15 protein-coding genes, 3 pseudogenes and 1 riboswitch are annotated in these 14781 nt (G+C 69.9%); of the genes and pseudogenes, 6 read left to right on the plus strand and 12 right to left on the minus strand.

Annotated features, from left to right (window positions below):
- Window positions 1–60: 60 nt before the first annotated feature.
- From OG627_RS03770 to OG627_RS03780, 3 genes are all read right to left on the minus strand, one after another.
- On the minus strand, window positions 61–948 hold the full coding sequence (locus OG627_RS03770; RefSeq protein WP_329061387.1) for a nitrilase-related carbon-nitrogen hydrolase: 888 nt from the start codon (window positions 946–948) through the stop codon (window positions 61–63).
- Between the two features lie 78 nt (window positions 949–1026).
- Window positions 1027–1746, minus strand: a complete 720-nt coding sequence (locus OG627_RS03775; RefSeq protein WP_329061389.1) for an SDR family oxidoreductase — start codon at window positions 1744–1746, stop codon at window positions 1027–1029.
- A gap of 150 nt (window positions 1747–1896) precedes the next feature.
- Entirely contained in the window at window positions 1897–2640 is a 744-nt protein-coding gene (locus tag OG627_RS03780; protein ID WP_329061390.1) for an SDR family NAD(P)-dependent oxidoreductase, read from the minus strand.
- Between the two features lie 361 nt (window positions 2641–3001).
- Between OG627_RS03780 and OG627_RS03785 the strand changes: the two genes are divergently transcribed.
- Window positions 3002–3157, plus strand: a complete 156-nt coding sequence (locus tag OG627_RS03785) for a hypothetical protein (protein ID WP_329061392.1) — start codon at window positions 3002–3004, stop codon at window positions 3155–3157.
- Here the strand turns inward: OG627_RS03785 and OG627_RS03790 are convergent.
- Window positions 3154–4074, minus strand: a complete 921-nt coding sequence (locus OG627_RS03790; protein ID WP_329061394.1) for an SDR family NAD(P)-dependent oxidoreductase — start codon at window positions 4072–4074, stop codon at window positions 3154–3156. The genes OG627_RS03785 and OG627_RS03790 overlap by 4 nt on opposite strands.
- A 96-nt stretch (window positions 4075–4170) precedes the next feature.
- Complete coding sequence (locus tag OG627_RS03795; RefSeq protein WP_329061396.1) at window positions 4171–4488, minus strand: hypothetical protein; 318 nt, start codon at window positions 4486–4488, stop codon at window positions 4171–4173.
- Here OG627_RS03795 and OG627_RS03800 point away from each other — a divergent pair.
- From OG627_RS03800 to OG627_RS03815, 4 genes and pseudogenes are all read left to right on the plus strand, one after another.
- The gene (locus tag OG627_RS03800) at window positions 4483–5193 is read left to right on the plus strand and encodes a ricin-type beta-trefoil lectin domain protein (protein WP_329061398.1); all 711 of its coding nucleotides are present in this window, start codon (window positions 4483–4485) and stop codon (window positions 5191–5193) included. The two genes, OG627_RS03795 and OG627_RS03800, sit on opposite strands and share 6 nt — an antisense overlap.
- 362 nt (window positions 5194–5555) lie before the next feature.
- Window positions 5556–5918, plus strand: coding sequence for a hypothetical protein (locus OG627_RS03805; protein WP_329061400.1), 363 nt, complete (start codon window positions 5556–5558; stop codon window positions 5916–5918).
- Window positions 5903–6435 (plus strand): annotated as a pseudogene (locus tag OG627_RS03810) (IS5/IS1182 family transposase); the annotation flags it as partial. The gene OG627_RS03805 and the pseudogene OG627_RS03810, both read left to right, overlap by 16 nt.
- Window positions 6436–6495: 60 nt before the next feature.
- Window positions 6496–6744, plus strand: a complete 249-nt coding sequence (locus OG627_RS03815) for a hypothetical protein (RefSeq protein ID WP_329061402.1) — start codon at window positions 6496–6498, stop codon at window positions 6742–6744.
- A gap of 183 nt (window positions 6745–6927) precedes the next feature.
- On the opposite strand, the pseudogene OG627_RS03820 reads toward OG627_RS03815, so the two are convergent.
- The 4 genes and pseudogenes from OG627_RS03820 to OG627_RS03835 all read right to left on the minus strand — a co-directional run.
- Window positions 6928–7239, minus strand: a pseudogene (locus OG627_RS03820) (hypothetical protein); the annotation flags it as partial.
- A pseudogene (locus OG627_RS03825) lies at window positions 7223–7315 on the minus strand (hypothetical protein); the annotation flags it as partial. The pseudogenes OG627_RS03820 and OG627_RS03825, both read right to left, overlap by 17 nt.
- 304 nt (window positions 7316–7619) lie before the next feature.
- Window positions 7620–7818: riboswitch (cobalamin riboswitch) on the minus strand.
- 205 nt (window positions 7819–8023) lie between these two features.
- On the minus strand, window positions 8024–8971 hold the full coding sequence (locus OG627_RS03830; protein ID WP_329061404.1) for a cupin domain-containing protein: 948 nt from the start codon (window positions 8969–8971) through the stop codon (window positions 8024–8026).
- Window positions 8972–9170: 199 nt separating this feature from the next.
- Window positions 9171–10058: an AfsR/SARP family transcriptional regulator gene (locus OG627_RS03835; protein ID WP_329061406.1), complete on the minus strand. Its 888-nt coding sequence runs from the start codon at window positions 10056–10058 to the stop codon at window positions 9171–9173.
- An 808-nt stretch (window positions 10059–10866) separates the two neighbouring features.
- Between OG627_RS03835 and OG627_RS03840 the strand changes: the two genes are divergently transcribed.
- Entirely contained in the window at window positions 10867–11820 is a 954-nt protein-coding gene (locus OG627_RS03840; protein ID WP_329061409.1) for a helix-turn-helix transcriptional regulator, read from the plus strand.
- Window positions 11821–12126: 306 nt separating this feature from the next.
- Here the strand turns inward: OG627_RS03840 and OG627_RS03845 are convergent, their stop codons facing one another.
- The 3 genes from OG627_RS03845 to OG627_RS03855 form a co-directional block, all read right to left on the minus strand.
- Entirely contained in the window at window positions 12127–13470 is a 1344-nt protein-coding gene (locus tag OG627_RS03845; protein ID WP_329061410.1) for an NAD(P)/FAD-dependent oxidoreductase, read from the minus strand.
- Window positions 13471–13599: 129 nt separating this feature from the next.
- Window positions 13600–14583 (minus strand): LLM class flavin-dependent oxidoreductase, encoded by a 984-nt coding sequence (locus OG627_RS03850; protein WP_329061412.1) that lies wholly within the window; start codon window positions 14581–14583, stop codon window positions 13600–13602.
- A gap of 6 nt (window positions 14584–14589) precedes the next feature.
- Window positions 14590–14757 (minus strand): hypothetical protein, encoded by a 168-nt coding sequence (locus OG627_RS03855; RefSeq protein ID WP_329061414.1) that lies wholly within the window; start codon window positions 14755–14757, stop codon window positions 14590–14592.
- Window positions 14758–14781: the final 24 nt, after the last annotated feature.

A 14781-nucleotide genomic window follows, 5' to 3' on the forward strand; every position in this document is an offset into this window, starting at 1 on the left:
CCTCCGATGGGAGAGGGTGTGCGCGGGAAGAGGTGCCGGAGGCCGGGGGCCGGCCGTGGGTCAGAGACCGGCGAGCAGCTCGTCGGCGTAGTCGCGGTAGACCGAAGCGCGGCGGCGCCGGTCGGTGTGGGTGGTGGCCGCACCCGTACGCCGGTTCTCGTGGAGCAGGTCGAGATCGAGCCGGGCCATGACGACGTCCTGGGTGTCCGGGGCGGCCTCGGCGAGCACACCGTCCGGGGCGAAGCCCGCGTCGCAGGGGCCGAGGACCGAGGAGCGGCCCCTGCCCGGGGACAGCGGAGCCCCGGGGTCGCCGGTGGTCGGGCAGTGCACCACGTACACCTGGTTCTCGATGGCGCGGGCCTGGGCGCAGTGTCTGACGCGCCAGAAACCGGCCGGGGTGAAGGTGTAGGAAGGGCTGACGATCAGGTCCGCGCCCTTGCGGGTGAGGACCGTCGCGACCTCGGGGATCTCCGTCTCGTAGCAGATGGAGACGCCGACGGTGACGGAGCCGACGCGGAAGGGCTCCAGCGCGTCTCCCTCGCCGGTCCCCCAGCCGGCTTCGGCCGGGAAGATATGGGTCTTGATGTGGCGGACGACCGAGCCGTCGGGGAAGAACACGAACGCCGTGTTGTGCACCCCGTCGCCGTCGGGGGCACGCACCAGGTGGGAGCCGGCGACGATGACCTGGCCCCGGGTGCGGGCCAAGTCCTGGAACAGGGCGCCGTAGTCGTCGGTGTAGTCCGCGATGCGGCTCAGCTCGCCGACGGGGTCGGCGCGCCAGCCGGGGCGTGCCGTGAAGAGGGCCGCCGTGAACAGCTCGGGCAGCACCACCAGGTCGGCGCCGTCCGTACGGTCGAGGAGGCCGCGCACCTGTCCCGCGAAGGCGCCGAATCCGTCGACCTCGCGCATCTCGAACTGGGCCGCCGCGACGGTCAGGGAGTTACTCATCTCGGATCTGTCCTCTCTGTGGTGGGCGGCACTGTGACGGGCGGCACGGTGACGGGCGACTCTGTGGTGGGCGGCGGCTCACTGGGCGAGCAGCCCGCCGTCGATCACCAGGTCGGTACCGGTCACGTACGACGACTCGTCCGACGCCAAGTACACGCATCCGTAGGCGATCTCGGCCGGCGTGCCACCTCGGCGCATCGGCGTGCCCGCCAGTACCGCCGCGTTCAGGTCGGCGGGCTGCGCGTCGGTCAGCGGGGTCTCGATCCAGCCGGGGATCACCGAGTTCGCGCGGATCGACTCGGCGGCGTACGTGATGGCCGCGTTGCGGGTCATGCTGCGCACCGCGCCCTTGGCGGCGTGGTACGCGTGGGTCCCCACACCGCCCACCACGCCCCAGGCCGAGGAGATGTTGATGAGCGAGCCACCGCCCGCGCGCCGCATCGCGGGGATCGCCGCCCGCATCCCGAGGAAGACACCGGTCTGATCGACGGAGATGACCCGGTCCCATTCGGCGAGGGTGAGGGTGTCGATGGGCTCGTAGGAGATGAGACCGGCGTTGTTGACGAGGATGTCGAGGCGACCGTGCGCGCTCTCCACACCGGCGACGGCCTCCGCCCAGCCGTTCTCGTCCGTGACATCGAGACGGATCTCCCGGACGCCGGGCACCGGTGGGTCCGCCACGGTCAGATCGGCGGATACGACCACGGCGCCCTCACGGACGAACGCCTCGGTGATCCCCCGACCGATCCCCCGGGAACCCCCGGTGACCAGGGCCACCTTGCCCGCCAAACGCCCCATGATGTGCTCTCCAGTCCTACCGGCACACGGCCGGTCACAGTGCGGTGTGTTGTGGTGCGGTGTGATGAGGTGCGGTGCGGATGTGCTGTGGTGCGGATGTGCTGTGGTGCGGTTTCGGTGTGCTGTGGTGCGGGAAGGCGGCGCGCTGGGTCAGCGCGCCAGGAAACCGCCGTCGATCACCAGATCGGTACCGGTCACGTACGACGACTCGTCCGACGCCAGGTAGACACACCCGTACGCGATGTCCAGTGGCTCGGCGCCCCGGCCCATCGGAGTCGACGCGATGACGGCGTCGTTGAACTCGGCACTCTGCGACTCGGTCATGGGCGTACGGATCCAGCCCGGCAGCACCGCGTTCGCCCGGATCGACTCGGCGGCGTAGGTGACGGCCGCGTTGCGGGTCATGCTGCGCACCGCGCCCTTCGTCGCCTGGTAGGCGAGCGATCCGGGCACAGCGGCGGCGCCGTAGATCGAGGAGATGTTGATGAGCGAACCGCCACCGCGCCGCCGCATCGCGGGAATCACGGCCCGCATCCCGAGGAAGACACCGGTCTGGTTCACACCGAGTACGCGGTCCCACTCGGCGGCGTCCAGCTCGTGGACGGCTTCGTACGAGCCGACTCCGGCGTTGTTGACCAGGACATCGATACCGCCGTAGCGGTCCTCGACCACGCCCACGACACGGGCCCAGGCGTCCTCGTCCGTCACGTCGAGCCATTCGAACGCGACGGCCCCGGCACCATCCGCCCGGCCGTCCGGCGTCCCGGGTTCGGGCCGGATGACATCGGCGGCCACCACCGTGGCCCCCTGCGCGGCGAAGAGTTCGGCGATCCCCCGTCCGATGCCCCGGGCCCCGCCACTGACAAGTGCGATCTTTCCTTCCAAACGGCTCATATTCGCTCTCCGTCCTGAGCCCCGCCCCGTGTCCGGTGATCCCGGTCGGGGGCTCGTGGAAGGACAGTAGGAGCGGCGGGCGGGCGCCACGTCCGTAGAAATGCTTACTTCCGTCCCTCCGCACCGGCTCGGAGGGACCTCGGCGCTCACGCGAGCCCCTGACGACGGCGGCCCCCGGCGGGTGGGCATGGGTGGCCGAGAGCGGGGCACACGAAGAAAGCACGACAGGGATCCGGTCACCGCCGATCGCGCGGACGGCCTGGATCTCACCCGCTCCGCGGTATGCGGCGGGCGGGAGGAGGGTGCTGCGAGTCAGGGCGAAGGCCCACAGCACCGAAGAGACGTGAAGATCGGAACCGACATGATTGTCCTTGGCGCCATTCTGCTCATCATCGGCCTGCTGGTCGGTATCTCGCTGCTGACGACCGTCGGCGGTGTACTTGTCGTGGTCGGCGCGGTCCTGTGGATCCTGGGCGCGAGCGGACGCACGATCGGTGGACGCAAGCACTTCTTCTAGACGCCCCGCCCTGCGCGGGCCCTCCACCGCGGCCGCCCGGCCGACGAAGAGCCCCGGGGCACTCGCCCCGGGGCTTCGGGCCATTCCTGAGGGAGCGACAGCAGTTGCTCGCTCCTGTCCCACAGCTGCCGGGAGATGTCCTTGTCGCGCGTCTGCGGGTGGTTGCGCTTCGCGGGCTTGCCCTTCTCGTAGTAGGTGCCGGAGACCCAGTCCGTACCGGGGCGGCCCTCGGCGAGCCGGACGAGTTGCCCGGCGGCCTTCGCCGGTGGCGTCATCAGCAGCCGGGCGACGCGGCTGCCGTACATGCGCTGCACGAAGTTGCCTGAGTTGGAGGCGAAGTTGGAGGCCACGGTGCCGGGGTGGAAGGCGGCCGCGGAGATGCCTCGGCCGTGGAAGCGGCGGTGCAGTTCCTGGGTGAAGAGGATGTTGTCCAGCTTGGCGGTGCCGTAGGCACGCTGCGGGGTGAAGTCCCGGTCGTGTTCGAGATCGTCCAGGACGACTTTGCCGAGCAGGCGCGCACCGGCGCTGGAGGTCTGGATCACCGAGGCCCCGCTGGTGGTGAGGGTGTCCAGGAGCAGGTGGGTGAGGAGGAACGGCGCGAGGTGGTTGACCTGGAAGGTCACGTCGAAACCGTCCACGGTCTTGGTGCGGTCACCGAAGATGCCGCCGGCGTTGTTGGCCAGCACGTCGATACGGGGATGGGCGCCGCGCAGATCGGAGGCGAGTGCGCGGACGTCCGCGAGGCGGCAGAAGTCGACGACGTGACGGTCGACGCCGAGTTCGTCGCCGATGGCGTTGGTCTTGCGCGGGGATCGCCCCACCACGACGACCCGGTGGCCGCGGCGATGCAGCTGCCGGGCGGCGTCGGCACCGACGCCGTCGCTCGCGCCGGTGATGACGATGGTCTTCGAGTCCATGGATCACTCCTGGGGTCTGGAGGTGCCGAGCGCCCTGCGCCCGCCGTATGGTCCTGCTCCCCCGGGGCCGGGACCACACGCGGGCGGCGTGGCCGGTCAGGACGCGTTCCGCGGAACGATCCGCTCGACGCGGTCGCGCGTGGTGAACAGGTCGAAGTGCGCGTCGGCGAGGTCGGCCGGCGAGACGGTGGGGATGGCGGTGAGGTCCATACCGAGCCGGACCGCCTCCCGCTGCGCCTGGCTGCCCTCGACGACCCCCGCCACCAGGAGCAGACCGGCGTAGACGCCCTTGTCGGCGAGATCCTGGTTCAGGGCGTGCACCCAGTGCCGGGTGGCGGCGGCGACCTGCTGCTCGCGGACCTGTGCCCACCGGTGCTCGCGGATCCACGCCTGGGCGGTGACGTCCTGGTGCAACTGCTGTCCTGTGCTGCGGACGGCCGGCTGGTGCCGACCGCGGACGTCTCGCCCCGGCTGCGGCCGGACGCCAACACCTGGAGCCGACTGGTCGTTCTGCTGCCCGGGGCTGATGTTGCCGCTGCCCTGGGCCAAGCCTTCCACGCCAGGCCGGGGTGCAGCTCCGGACTAAATTCCTCGTCAGGCCATGTCACGTTCAGCCAGCTTGGTTCCGTCGTGTTGGTGACCACCGCGACGAAAGGAAACAGCATGCGCGCCTCGGCGAAAATCGCGGCCATGTGCGCCTCGGCAGTTCTCACTGTCAGCGCCGCTGCCACGGCGACTCCCGCCCAGGCGGCGGTGAGCGGGTTCAGCATCCGAAACGTGGCGACCGGCAAGTGCCTCACCGCCCCGGACTACAACCACTACCTCGACCTGGTCACGTGCGACAAGAACCACGCCAACCAGCGCTGGGCCAACGTCGGTTTCCAGTTTCAGAACCGCTTCCCCGGTCTGGGTAATTGGTGCATGACCGGCCAGGCTCATGAACAGCGCGTATACCTGCGTGCCTGCACCAGCGCGGAGACCAACTGGTCCGTGGCATCCCTGAGCGACAACGCGCGGACTCCGATCGGCAACTCCACATGCGGTTACCTCAAGTGGAGCAACAGCGCCGTCGCCTGCGGTGCCCGTAGCGGCACCATGACCTGGGTCATCGATTACTAGCGTGTTGCGAAGGTAGCGTCGTCCGCCCGTAGAACGGGCGGCGGCGTCTGGTGCGTACGATCACAGGGCTGAGGATCATTCCAGTACTGGATGTACTGGATGTACTGGAACGATACCGACAACGCAGCGAGCGTCCGTGCCAGGCGTCGCCAGGCAGGCGGGACTTTCGATACCAGCCCTGGGCGGGCGAGGTGAGACTGGAGAGCGTTTGTCAGTGGCTTCCAAGTGCGGTTGACGGCAGGGCACTCTGAACATGTCGCTAAGAATTGAGAGCACCGGAGTCGGCTCGGTGGTGTGCGGTCCGACCGGAGGGTGTGCGGAAGTCAGTGGAACGGTGCGCCGGAGTGGGGCATCATCCGCTCATGGAGCGCGTCATCGATCTTGATCAGGCAGCCGCAGTAATCGCTGAGCGGGCTGTGCGATGGCTGGCGGCCGGCCGCGAGGTTGGGCAGGTGACGTGGCGGGACGGAACCGCGCCGTGGCCTCAGCGGCTTGAGACTGACAGAACTCTCGTGAGTGATCCCGACTCCGTCGGCGTGCTCATCTCCGGCCCGGGGGACGCTGGGCTGTCCGTGGTGCTGTTCCGCGGCGGCTGGGCTGACGTGGACTACTTCGACGGCCTCGACGACGGCGGACCGATACCGGCGTTCGATATCACATCGGCAGCAGCCTTCGGCACCCAGCTCGATCAGTGGGTACCGCGCGTCTTTGGAAACCTCGGCTAGCGCTGGCGATACTGTCCGTGGCGAACTTCGTGGACGACGTCGGTCGGACAATGTCGGTGGACTCAACCGTCTGCCGGGCCCACCGGCACGCTGCCGGAGCCAGAAAAAAGGGCGCCCCACCGCTCGGAACCTGACGATCACGCACTCGGTCGTTCTCGCGGTGGCCCGAGTACCAAGGTTCGTCTGGCCAGCGACAGCCACGCACGACCCTTGACCCTGCACGTCACTGCCGGTCCGGTCAGGCCGGTGACGCACCCACTTTCAAGGCCATCATGGCCAGGATCCGGGTTCCGCGCGGCGGACTTGGGAGACCGAGAACTCGGCCGACCTGCTGTCCGGGCCGTCATCCCTCAGCCCGCCGACCAGATCGGGCACCGACAAAGAGCGCAACACGGTTGAACGCCGCATCGCCCACCTCAAGCAATGGCGCGGTCTGACCATGCGAACCGACAAACTCGCCCTCGCCTACCAAGCTGCCCTCCACTTCGCCGCCATCCGTATCTGGACCCGCAGCTGAGCACGAGGATTGCCCCAGGCTGCCGCCTCCACGAGGAGGGCGGCACGCAAAGATGAGCGCATGCACGACCTTCTGAACTTCCTCCGCGCACGGAACGCGGAGGACAACCATGCCTACGCCTACGTGGCCCACACCTTCGGTGCCGAGGCACTGCTCGACAGTCACCTGCCGATGCTCGACCTGATCGACCTGCTGGCGCGGGACTACAACACCGTGGACTCCACAGACTCCCGCAAAGCGGGACTCACCTACACCATTCGCGTCCTCGCACAGGCATACGCGGAACACCCCGACTACCGCCAGGAGTGACGTCCTTAACCGATGCGGTGCAGCTGCTGGCCGGCAGCCGCACCGCCAGCAGGGCTGAGCCGCGATCTGCTTGCTCCTCACGCCCTGACGGCTGGCACGTCCGGTGTGCAGATCTTGCACGTTGGCGGGGACGATCTCCAGCTCGGCGATGTACGGGGCACCGTCCCAGTGATCCGCCCAGCCGCGGTAGCGGGCGGTGCCGCCGGGGGTGAACGACACGTAGCTGAAGGGGCCGGAGCCGACCGGCTTGCGGAAGTCGGTCGTCCCGTCCGGGATGATCTCGGTTCCGGGACCGGCGAAGACGGTGGGGAACTCGAAGTTCGGCGCCTTCAGCACGAAGAGCACGGACCGCGTGCCGTCGGCCCTGCTCGCGGTGAAGTCGATCGCGGAGAGCAACACCTGCGAGGGCGAGCCATTCCCCAGGGTCGGCGGCGCGACGGTAGCTGTAGAGGACGCCCTTCGCGGTGACCGGCTTCCGGTCGTGGAACGCCGCATCGCGCAGGCGTACGCGCCACCGGGTGCCCGAGGAGTCGCTCTCCCACGACTCCGCGAGCCGCTTGCGCACCGACATGTCCTCCGCGTACGTAGCGAGTGTGTCGTAGAGGGCCTTCGCGCGGGCCCGGTCGACGAAGTTCGGCGCGACGTGCGGGTCGAGGGTCTCCTGGGAGCCGCCGGAGGTGAACGCGGCGCGGAACCGGTCGCCGCCTCCCCCGTCCTTGGTGTCACCGCCGCAGCCGCTCAGCAGGCCGGAACCGGCGAGCGCCAGGGCGCCTCAGGCCGCCAGCACACCGCGCCTGCCTGGTTGCGGTCGTCGCTCCGGCTGCGTCCGGGCATGCGTCGTCACATCGAGCCTCTCCGGGGTGTCCTCGCCCCAGTCGTCGGACCGGCGACGGGTCAGTTTCCTGGCTCCCGGATCGTCGCTCGCCTCCGCCTCCCGTCCGCGTACCGCGGTCAGTGGCGTGCGGGAGGTTCGCTTCCCGGTCACAGCGGCGGGACCGCGCGGATTCGCACCGGCTTCCTGGTCCCCGTCGCCTCGTGCCCTCATTGTGACGCACGCGGCGAGAGGCACCTCAACCCGGTGGGCCCCGCGCGACCGCCGCAACCCATCCGCGGCATCGCCGCTCCGGTCACCGCGACAACGCCGCGACCTCACACCTGGGTCAACGACGCGGCCGTCGGCCCCGGCTCCTCCTGGGGCCGGTACGGCTACGTCACCATCGTCGGGATTCGCCGCCCGGCCGAGCCGCCGACCGGGGCCGGCGGCTCGGTCAGGGGCGGCCTACCTCACCGGTGCGGTGGTGTCCACGTCCGGGAGGCCCAGCTTGAACCTTCCGAACTGGGCGCCGTCGCGGACCGCGAAGAACCGCTTGAGCTGGTCCTCCTCGTCGAACGCCTCGTCAAGGCGCTCCCGTACCCTGCGCAGCACCTCGCGCGGGCCCTCCGGGTCGCCGAAGCGCAGGAGTTCGGCGCACATGGCCTCGTCCTCGCGGAGCTGGTCCAGCAGCCAGCGGGCCAGGTCCATGCCCGTGGTGCTGGGGATCGAGCCGGTGATGTGGAGCGAGGGGCCCTCCTCGGTCACCGGGTCGTGCCAGTAGCCGCGCGGCAGGAAGAGGACGTCGCCGGGAGCGAGCACCAGGTCGTCGACGACCTCGGCGGGGGGCGTTCCCATCGCCGAGTCCCGTGCGTGCATGGAGAATTCGTTGCGCCCCAGGATGCGCCACCGCTTCTTTCCCCGGAGTTGGATGGCGAACACGTCGTGGTTGTCCCAGTGGGCGTTGAACCCGCCGGTGGGCTGCCAGGAGGCGTAGAGGTTGAACTCGAAGTCGCTGAGCAGTCTGCGTTCGAACGCCTCGGAGAGCTGGGACAGTCCGGGGTGGATCTCGTCCATGTACCGCATCGCGAGGGTGTGGCCGGTGCTCAGCGCCGCGCGGAGCTTCGCCGGATCGACGCGGATCCGCCGCCGTCCGCGCCTTGCCGCGCGCGCCTCCATGTAGGCGGTCTCGGGGAGTTGCTTGCCGTCACGCGACAACCGCAGCTGCGGGGAGCGGAGTTGATGCGTCTCCAGGATCTGGTTCAGGTCGTCCCAGCCGAAGAGGTCTGTGATCTTCTCCGCGGCACCGGGAAACACGCGGTGTTCGTGGTGGTAGACCCGCGGGAGGAAGTCTCCGGCGGTCAGTGTGGCGACGACGTCGTCCATCGCGTTCGAGAGGTCTCTCGGGTGTTCCATGGCTCCTCCGTGATTCGGCGTCGGCACTCGGGTTCGACGGTTGCGGTGTGTGCCCTCGCGTGCGACGCCGTGGGGCTGGTCATCGGTCAGGGAAGGGTGCGGGGACCGGCTGTTCGCCGGTGCGTCCGTCGGGCCTCCGGGGCCGCGGGTCCTCTTCTCACCGAAAGCGGCCGGCGGCTGTGCCGTCGGGCCGGGGTTCTCACCCGGCCTTCTCCCGGAAGGGGATCCGGGAGGCGGGCGTCGCGCAGAGCGGCAGGGCCTCCTGGTGCCCGGTGCCGGGTCCGTCGTCGCGGGCCCGGGGGCGGGCGGAGGCGGGGCGTACGGCCAGGCGCAGGGCTTCGTCGCCGTCCCAGGTGAGCGCCGCTCCCCTGATGGCCTCGATTCTCGGGGGCACGTCGAGGCCGAGGTCCTCGACCAGAACCGTCCCGCAGCGCTTGATGACGCTCAGGGCGCCTGCCGAGTCGCCCTGGACGCAGTGCACGGCCGCGAGGAGTTCCCACAGGCGTTGCCGGTACGGTGCTTCCGCGATGACCGTCTCGATGCGGTAGGCGAGCATCTCGGTCCTGCCCGCGATGAGCAGCGCGGTGAAAAGGTCCTCGTAGGTGTCGAGGCGGCCGTTGCTCAGTCCCGTCGCGTGCGCGTCGAACCAGCGCGTCATGGGGAGGTCCTGGCCGAACGGGCCGCGCCAGAGGACCAGTGCGTCCTCGAGTACGGCGATGGCTCTGTCGACCTCGCCCCGTGCCAGGCAGGCGCGGCCCTGCCGGGAGTCCTGGACGAAGGTGGGGAGGTCCACCTCTTCGGGTCCGGCCTCGATCCGGTAGCCGCTGCGGATGCCTCGGCAGGTCTTGATCCGGTGGCTCAGTCCCGGCATGGCCCGGTCGAGGTCGCGTCGCAGTCCGGTGAAGTGGCTGCGGATGTTCGCGCCGGCCGACATGGGCGGGTCGTCCCAGAGGAGTTCGGCGAGTTCCGTCATTCCGATGGGGTGTCCGGACCGCAGGAGCAGGGCCGTGAGAATCGCCCGCCGCGTGGGGGAACGAACCTCGACCGCTTCCTGCACCCGGAGGTGTCCCAGAATTCTGAACAGCATCGTGCCACCTATCCCTTCCATGGGAGCGGACAGCACGTATCCGTCAGCTGCTCCTTTCTCTCGGGAAAGGATCTCAGCAGAACGATGTAACGTCCTTTGATCGAGGTCATAATTGTCCCCCACAATTCCTCAATATGATGATCTGTTCACTGTGCCCGACGGCGGGCACACGGCCCGCGGGCGTTCGCGTCGTCGTTCGCGATCACAGGCCGCGCGAGGCGCCGGGCCTGGTCCGGGCTCCGGCGACCTCACGGTTCACGGCGCGCCCGGCGGTGCCTGGGCAGACGCGACGGCCAGAAAACATGCCTCGACTCCGATTCGTGTGTGCGCAACGGTCAGGGGGAGGAAGCCAGCCGGCGGCGCCCCCCTTCGCCGTCGCCGCTCCGCCCTCTTCCGGCAGGACCGGCGGCCGAAGAGAGGTAATCATTTGGGTATCCCGCCTGTCCGCATGCTCGAACTGTCAGGTAATTGCCGGGCAGCCTGTTGCCACATAGATCCGGGACATGACGGGACGAACCGGAACCGTGCGTGCCGGTCGTCCGCGACGACGGAGGTCTCTTTCGGCCAACTCCGTAGATACTCAAGGGACGGTGAGCGGAAGGAATGAGCCGGCGTCCGGAAGACACGCCCGGCGACACGAGTCGCTATCATGACGATCATGCAGGTTGTTGACAGGAGCGCCATCGAGAACACACCGGCTGTCATCGCCGAGTGAGGGCATGTGATCTGCGTGCGCTGGTTCTCAGGGCGACTCACGGGGGGAAACACCTTGACGGATGTGCTGACACTTGACCAAGAAACACTCCGGGTGTATCGCGCATTCCTGTTCCACAACGAACAGGACGCGCATGAGCTGGCCCGACTGACCGACAGCGACGACGACAGCGTCCGGGCGGCCATAGAACGCCTCGTCGGCCTGTCGTTGCTCGCCCCGTCCCAGCACTCCCCCGGAGGGCTGAGAGCCGTCGACCCGTTGCACGGCATGAGGGTCCTGCTCGAACGGGAGCAGGAGGAACTCGCCTGGCGGGAGCACCGTTTCAAGCACAACACGACAGTGCTCGACGCGATCGCGGCGGAGTACGCGGCCGCCGGGCGGTCGGCCCAGGTCGACGGCATCGAGTGGCTGCACCACATCGACGACATCCGCACCCGTATCGAGGCGCTGGCGGAGTCGTGCGATCAGGAGAGCCTGGCGTTCCACCCCGCGGGGGGACTGACCGAGGAGTCGGTGAGGGCCGCCAGGCCCCTGAACGAGCGCGCGCTGGCCCGCGGGGTGCGCTTCCGCTCGATCTACATCGACAGTGTCCTGCGTGACCGGGTGACGAGATCGCACGCCCGGTGGATGGCGGAGCACCACTGCGAGGTGCGCACCGCGCCGTCCCTGCCGATGCGGCTGCTGATCGTGGACACCACGGCCGCGGTGGTGAGCGGGCTGCCCGGTCAGGGCACGGGCGCGACGCTGCTGTTCAGGAACAGGCTGGTGGTGCTGGCCATGCGGGCGCTGTTCGAGGCGCACTGGGACCACGCGAGCCGGTTTCCGCAGGAGGCGGCTCCCCATGAGTCAGCGCTCGACGAGATCACGCCCCAGGAGCGCAGGCTGCTGGAGCTGCTCGCCGAGGGGCTCACCGACAGCACGGTGGCGCGGAGTCTGGGCATCAGTGTGCGCACGGAGCGGCGGAAGCTGGCCGCGCTGATGGAGCGGCTCGGTGTCTCCAGCCGCTTCGCGGCCGGTGTGCAGGCGTCGCGCCGGCAGTGGATCTGACGGGACGGCTCTTCCGAGCGGCCGGTCGACCAGGTGCCCCGCGCGCGTGGTCGACCGGTCCGTCCGCGTCCCGTGTCCGTCATCGCCGTGCGCGGCGCGGGCGCGCGGGCCCTCGTCCTGGGGCCCGGCGCGGGCCGGTTCGGCGGGGTCGGCCAGGCGAAATCCGAGGCGGCCGTCGTCGTGGGGAGAGGCCGAAGCCGCGGGGACAAGGCGTGGTTCTCCATTCGGTCGGGCAGCCGGACGCCGCGTGGGGCGGCGCCGGGTGCCGGGGTTCCGGGGAGCCCGGATTCCGGGGTGCGGGCGCCGTCAGGGCGCCTTCACCTCCTGGGCGCGGGTGCGCTCGTCGTCGTCGGCGACGGTGTTCCCGCTCGCGGTGGTCTGCTCGTCCCACTCCTGGAGAACGTCCTCGACGTCCTCGACGCTCATCGGGTCGAAGTCGACGACGTCGGCGACGGCGTTCACTCCCGAGATCATCGAGACGAACCCGACCCGTGAGCTCTGGGTGACCATCTTCCCGATCTCCCGTGCCCGCTCCTCGTACTCCTCGCGGAGCCGGGTCGGGTCCATGAAGAAGCGGACGTAGGCCAGGATGTCCTTGAACAACTGGCGGTAGAGGGAGTCGAACCGGTCCAGTGCCTGTTCCTCGCGGGTGCCGTCGGTGAGGGCGGCGTCGATCGCCCGCGCGGCCAGCCAGGCGCCCGAGGTGCCGAGCCAGACGCCGGAGGAGAAGAGGGGGTCGATGAAGGCGGCGGCGTCGCCGACGGCGACCCAGCCGGGGCCGTGGAAGGTGTCGCAGACGTGGGACCAGTCGCGGGTGGTGCGCAGGTCGCCGAGGGCTTCCACGTCGACCATCGTCTTCGCCACGTGGCTGCCGTGCAGGCAGTCGAGGAAGACGTCCCGCTGGGTGCGGCCGCCGCGGGTGCGTTCGGCGAGCTGCTCGGCCGGCAGCACGTAGCCGAGGCTCAGCTTGGTGTCGGAGAGCGGGATGCCCCACACCCAGCCGCCGCCCTGGATGGCCTCGACGAGGATGTCGTCCTGGTCGGCGATGGGGGTGAAGGAGTCGTAGTAGGTCCACACCGCGACGTTGCGCAGGTCCTCCTGCCAGTTGGTGCGGGTCAGTTGGCGGGTCAGTGTGCGGCCCTGGCCCGAGGCGTCGACGACGAAGCGGGCGGTGGCCCGGTGGGTCTCGCCGTCCTGTGCGTAGGCCACTCCGGTGACCCGGCCGGTCCCGTCCTGGAGGACCTCCGTGACCTGGGCGGCCTCGTGGACTTGGGCGCCGAGCTTGCGGGCGTTGTCGAGCATCAGCTCGTCGAACTCGCCGCGTGTGACGTGCCAGGCGTGGGTGAAGTGGCTGCCGGTGGCGGAGAAGGCCGCGGAGAAGTCGCTGCGCCAGGGCTCGGGGTCCCTGCCCCAGCGCAGGGTGATCCCGCTCTTGTGGCGGAAGCGGGCGTCGAGTTCCTCGATGAGGCCCAGTTCCTCCATGAGCGGGGCCATGCCGGACACCATGGACTCCCCGATGTGGTAGCGGGGGAAGGTCTCGCGTTCCAGGACGAGTACGGTGTGGCCGGCCTTGGCGAGCAGGCTCGCGGCGGTCGATCCGGCCGGGCCGCCTCCCACGACGACGACATCGACGTTCTCGGTACGGGACATGTGCGGTCGCCCTCTCTGCTGGCGGACTGTGGTCGGGGCACGGCGGGTGACGCGCGAACGCGTGTGTGGGGTGGGGAGGAGCTGATCCGGCGGACCGGCCGGGCGGGGTGACGCCCGGCCGGCCGCGCGTCAGGTGAGGGCGGCGTCGGGCGTCGGCGCGTCCTTCGCCCCACCGAGGAGTTGCAGGAGGTCGGCCGCCGCCGCCTTCGGTCCGTGCAGCTGCGCGACGCCCATGGTGTTGAGGACGACCTCGTCGACCCCCGCGGCGGCGAACTCGGCGAGCCGGTCGTGGAGGTGGTCCACACTGCCGTAGAGGAAGGCTCCCGCGTCCACGATCCGCGCGGCGTCCCGCGCGTCGCCGTGGTCGGAGACGGTGATGCCGGCCGTGCGCAGGGCGTCCTGGTAGTGGGGCGCCTTGAGGTGGTTCCCGCAGGTCGCCTCGGCCAGGGCGGTGGCGTCCCGGCCCTCACGCTCGACGGCGAGCGGCACGATGGCCGTGGTGCGCACGGCGCCTTCCAGCTTGCGGTCGGCGGCGCGCATCGCCGGGATCAGGGTCTCGCCGAGGTGGCTCGCCGGCAGCAGCCAGGTGATGGCGCGGTCGGCGACCTCGCCCGCGAGGGCCGCCATCTTCGGCCGGAGCACCCCGAGGCCCACCTCCACCGGGGGTGCCGGACGTTTCAGCAGCCGGGCGGCGACCGAGAAGTACTCGCCCTCGACCATGGCGTCGTCGCCCGCCACCAGGGCGCGCACGATCGTCGCGTACTCCCGGCAGGCCCGCAACGGACGGGTGTAGGGCCGTCCGAGCAGCGCGCTCTGGAAGGAGGTGGGTCCCGGGCCGAACCCGGCCACCACGGGGTGGCCGGTGGCGAGGGCGACCGAGCGCGCCTCGGAGGCCGCCTGGTAGGGCGACCGCATGGGCATCAGGGAGACCCCGAAACCCATGGGCACGCGCACCCCGATCCCGGCGAGCCAGGCCGCCAGGTGGTGGGGGTCGAGGAGCAGCGACTGGCCCTGCCAGAGGCGTTCGGCGGAGGTCCACTGCACGAGGTTCGCGAAGAGAACCGCCTGCTCGGGCCGGGCCGGCACCACCGGCAGGAGGATCGAGTACTTCATCGCGGGCTACCGCTTCCGTCGGCGTACCGACACGATCAGGGAGATGACTGCACCGGCCACCAGTCCGAGCACGGCACCGCCGCGGTTGTCCTGACTGAAGGCCACGGCGGCGATCACGGCCCCGATGAAGAGGGGATACGCGGGGGCCATGCCGTTCTGCTTGTTCTGGTTCATCTGTCGTTCTTCCTTGTCGCAGTG

Origin of the sequence: Streptomyces sp. NBC_01429 (genome assembly GCF_036231945.1) — a bacterium.
Lineage (GTDB): Bacteria > Actinomycetota > Actinomycetes > Streptomycetales > Streptomycetaceae > Streptomyces.

What these genes read in the sequence shown, in the direction of transcription:
- OG627_RS03770 (WP_329061387.1), bottom strand. Translation starts at nt 948, where the DNA reads ATGAGTAACTCCCTGACCGTCGCGGCGGCCCAGTTCGAGATGCGCGAG.
- OG627_RS03775 (WP_329061389.1), bottom strand. Translation starts at nt 1,746, where the DNA reads ATGGGGCGTTTGGCGGGCAAGGTGGCCCTGGTCACCGGGGGTTCCCGG.
- OG627_RS03780 (WP_329061390.1), bottom strand. Translation starts at nt 2,640, where the DNA reads ATGAGCCGTTTGGAAGGAAAGATCGCACTTGTCAGTGGCGGGGCCCGG.
- OG627_RS03785 (WP_329061392.1), top strand. Translation starts at nt 3,002, where the DNA reads ATGATTGTCCTTGGCGCCATTCTGCTCATCATCGGCCTGCTGGTCGGT.
- OG627_RS03790 (WP_329061394.1), bottom strand. Translation starts at nt 4,074, where the DNA reads ATGGACTCGAAGACCATCGTCATCACCGGCGCGAGCGACGGCGTCGGT.
- OG627_RS03805 (WP_329061400.1), top strand. Translation starts at nt 5,556, where the DNA reads ATGGAGCGCGTCATCGATCTTGATCAGGCAGCCGCAGTAATCGCTGAG.
- OG627_RS03815 (WP_329061402.1), top strand. Translation starts at nt 6,496, where the DNA reads ATGCACGACCTTCTGAACTTCCTCCGCGCACGGAACGCGGAGGACAAC.
- OG627_RS03830 (WP_329061404.1), bottom strand. Translation starts at nt 8,971, where the DNA reads ATGGAACACCCGAGAGACCTCTCGAACGCGATGGACGACGTCGTCGCC.
- OG627_RS03835 (WP_329061406.1), bottom strand. Translation starts at nt 10,058, where the DNA reads ATGCTGTTCAGAATTCTGGGACACCTCCGGGTGCAGGAAGCGGTCGAG.
- OG627_RS03845 (WP_329061410.1), bottom strand. Translation starts at nt 13,470, where the DNA reads ATGTCCCGTACCGAGAACGTCGATGTCGTCGTCGTGGGAGGCGGCCCG.
- OG627_RS03850 (WP_329061412.1), bottom strand. Translation starts at nt 14,583, where the DNA reads ATGAAGTACTCGATCCTCCTGCCGGTGGTGCCGGCCCGGCCCGAGCAG.
- OG627_RS03855 (WP_329061414.1), bottom strand. Translation starts at nt 14,757, where the DNA reads ATGAACCAGAACAAGCAGAACGGCATGGCCCCCGCGTATCCCCTCTTC.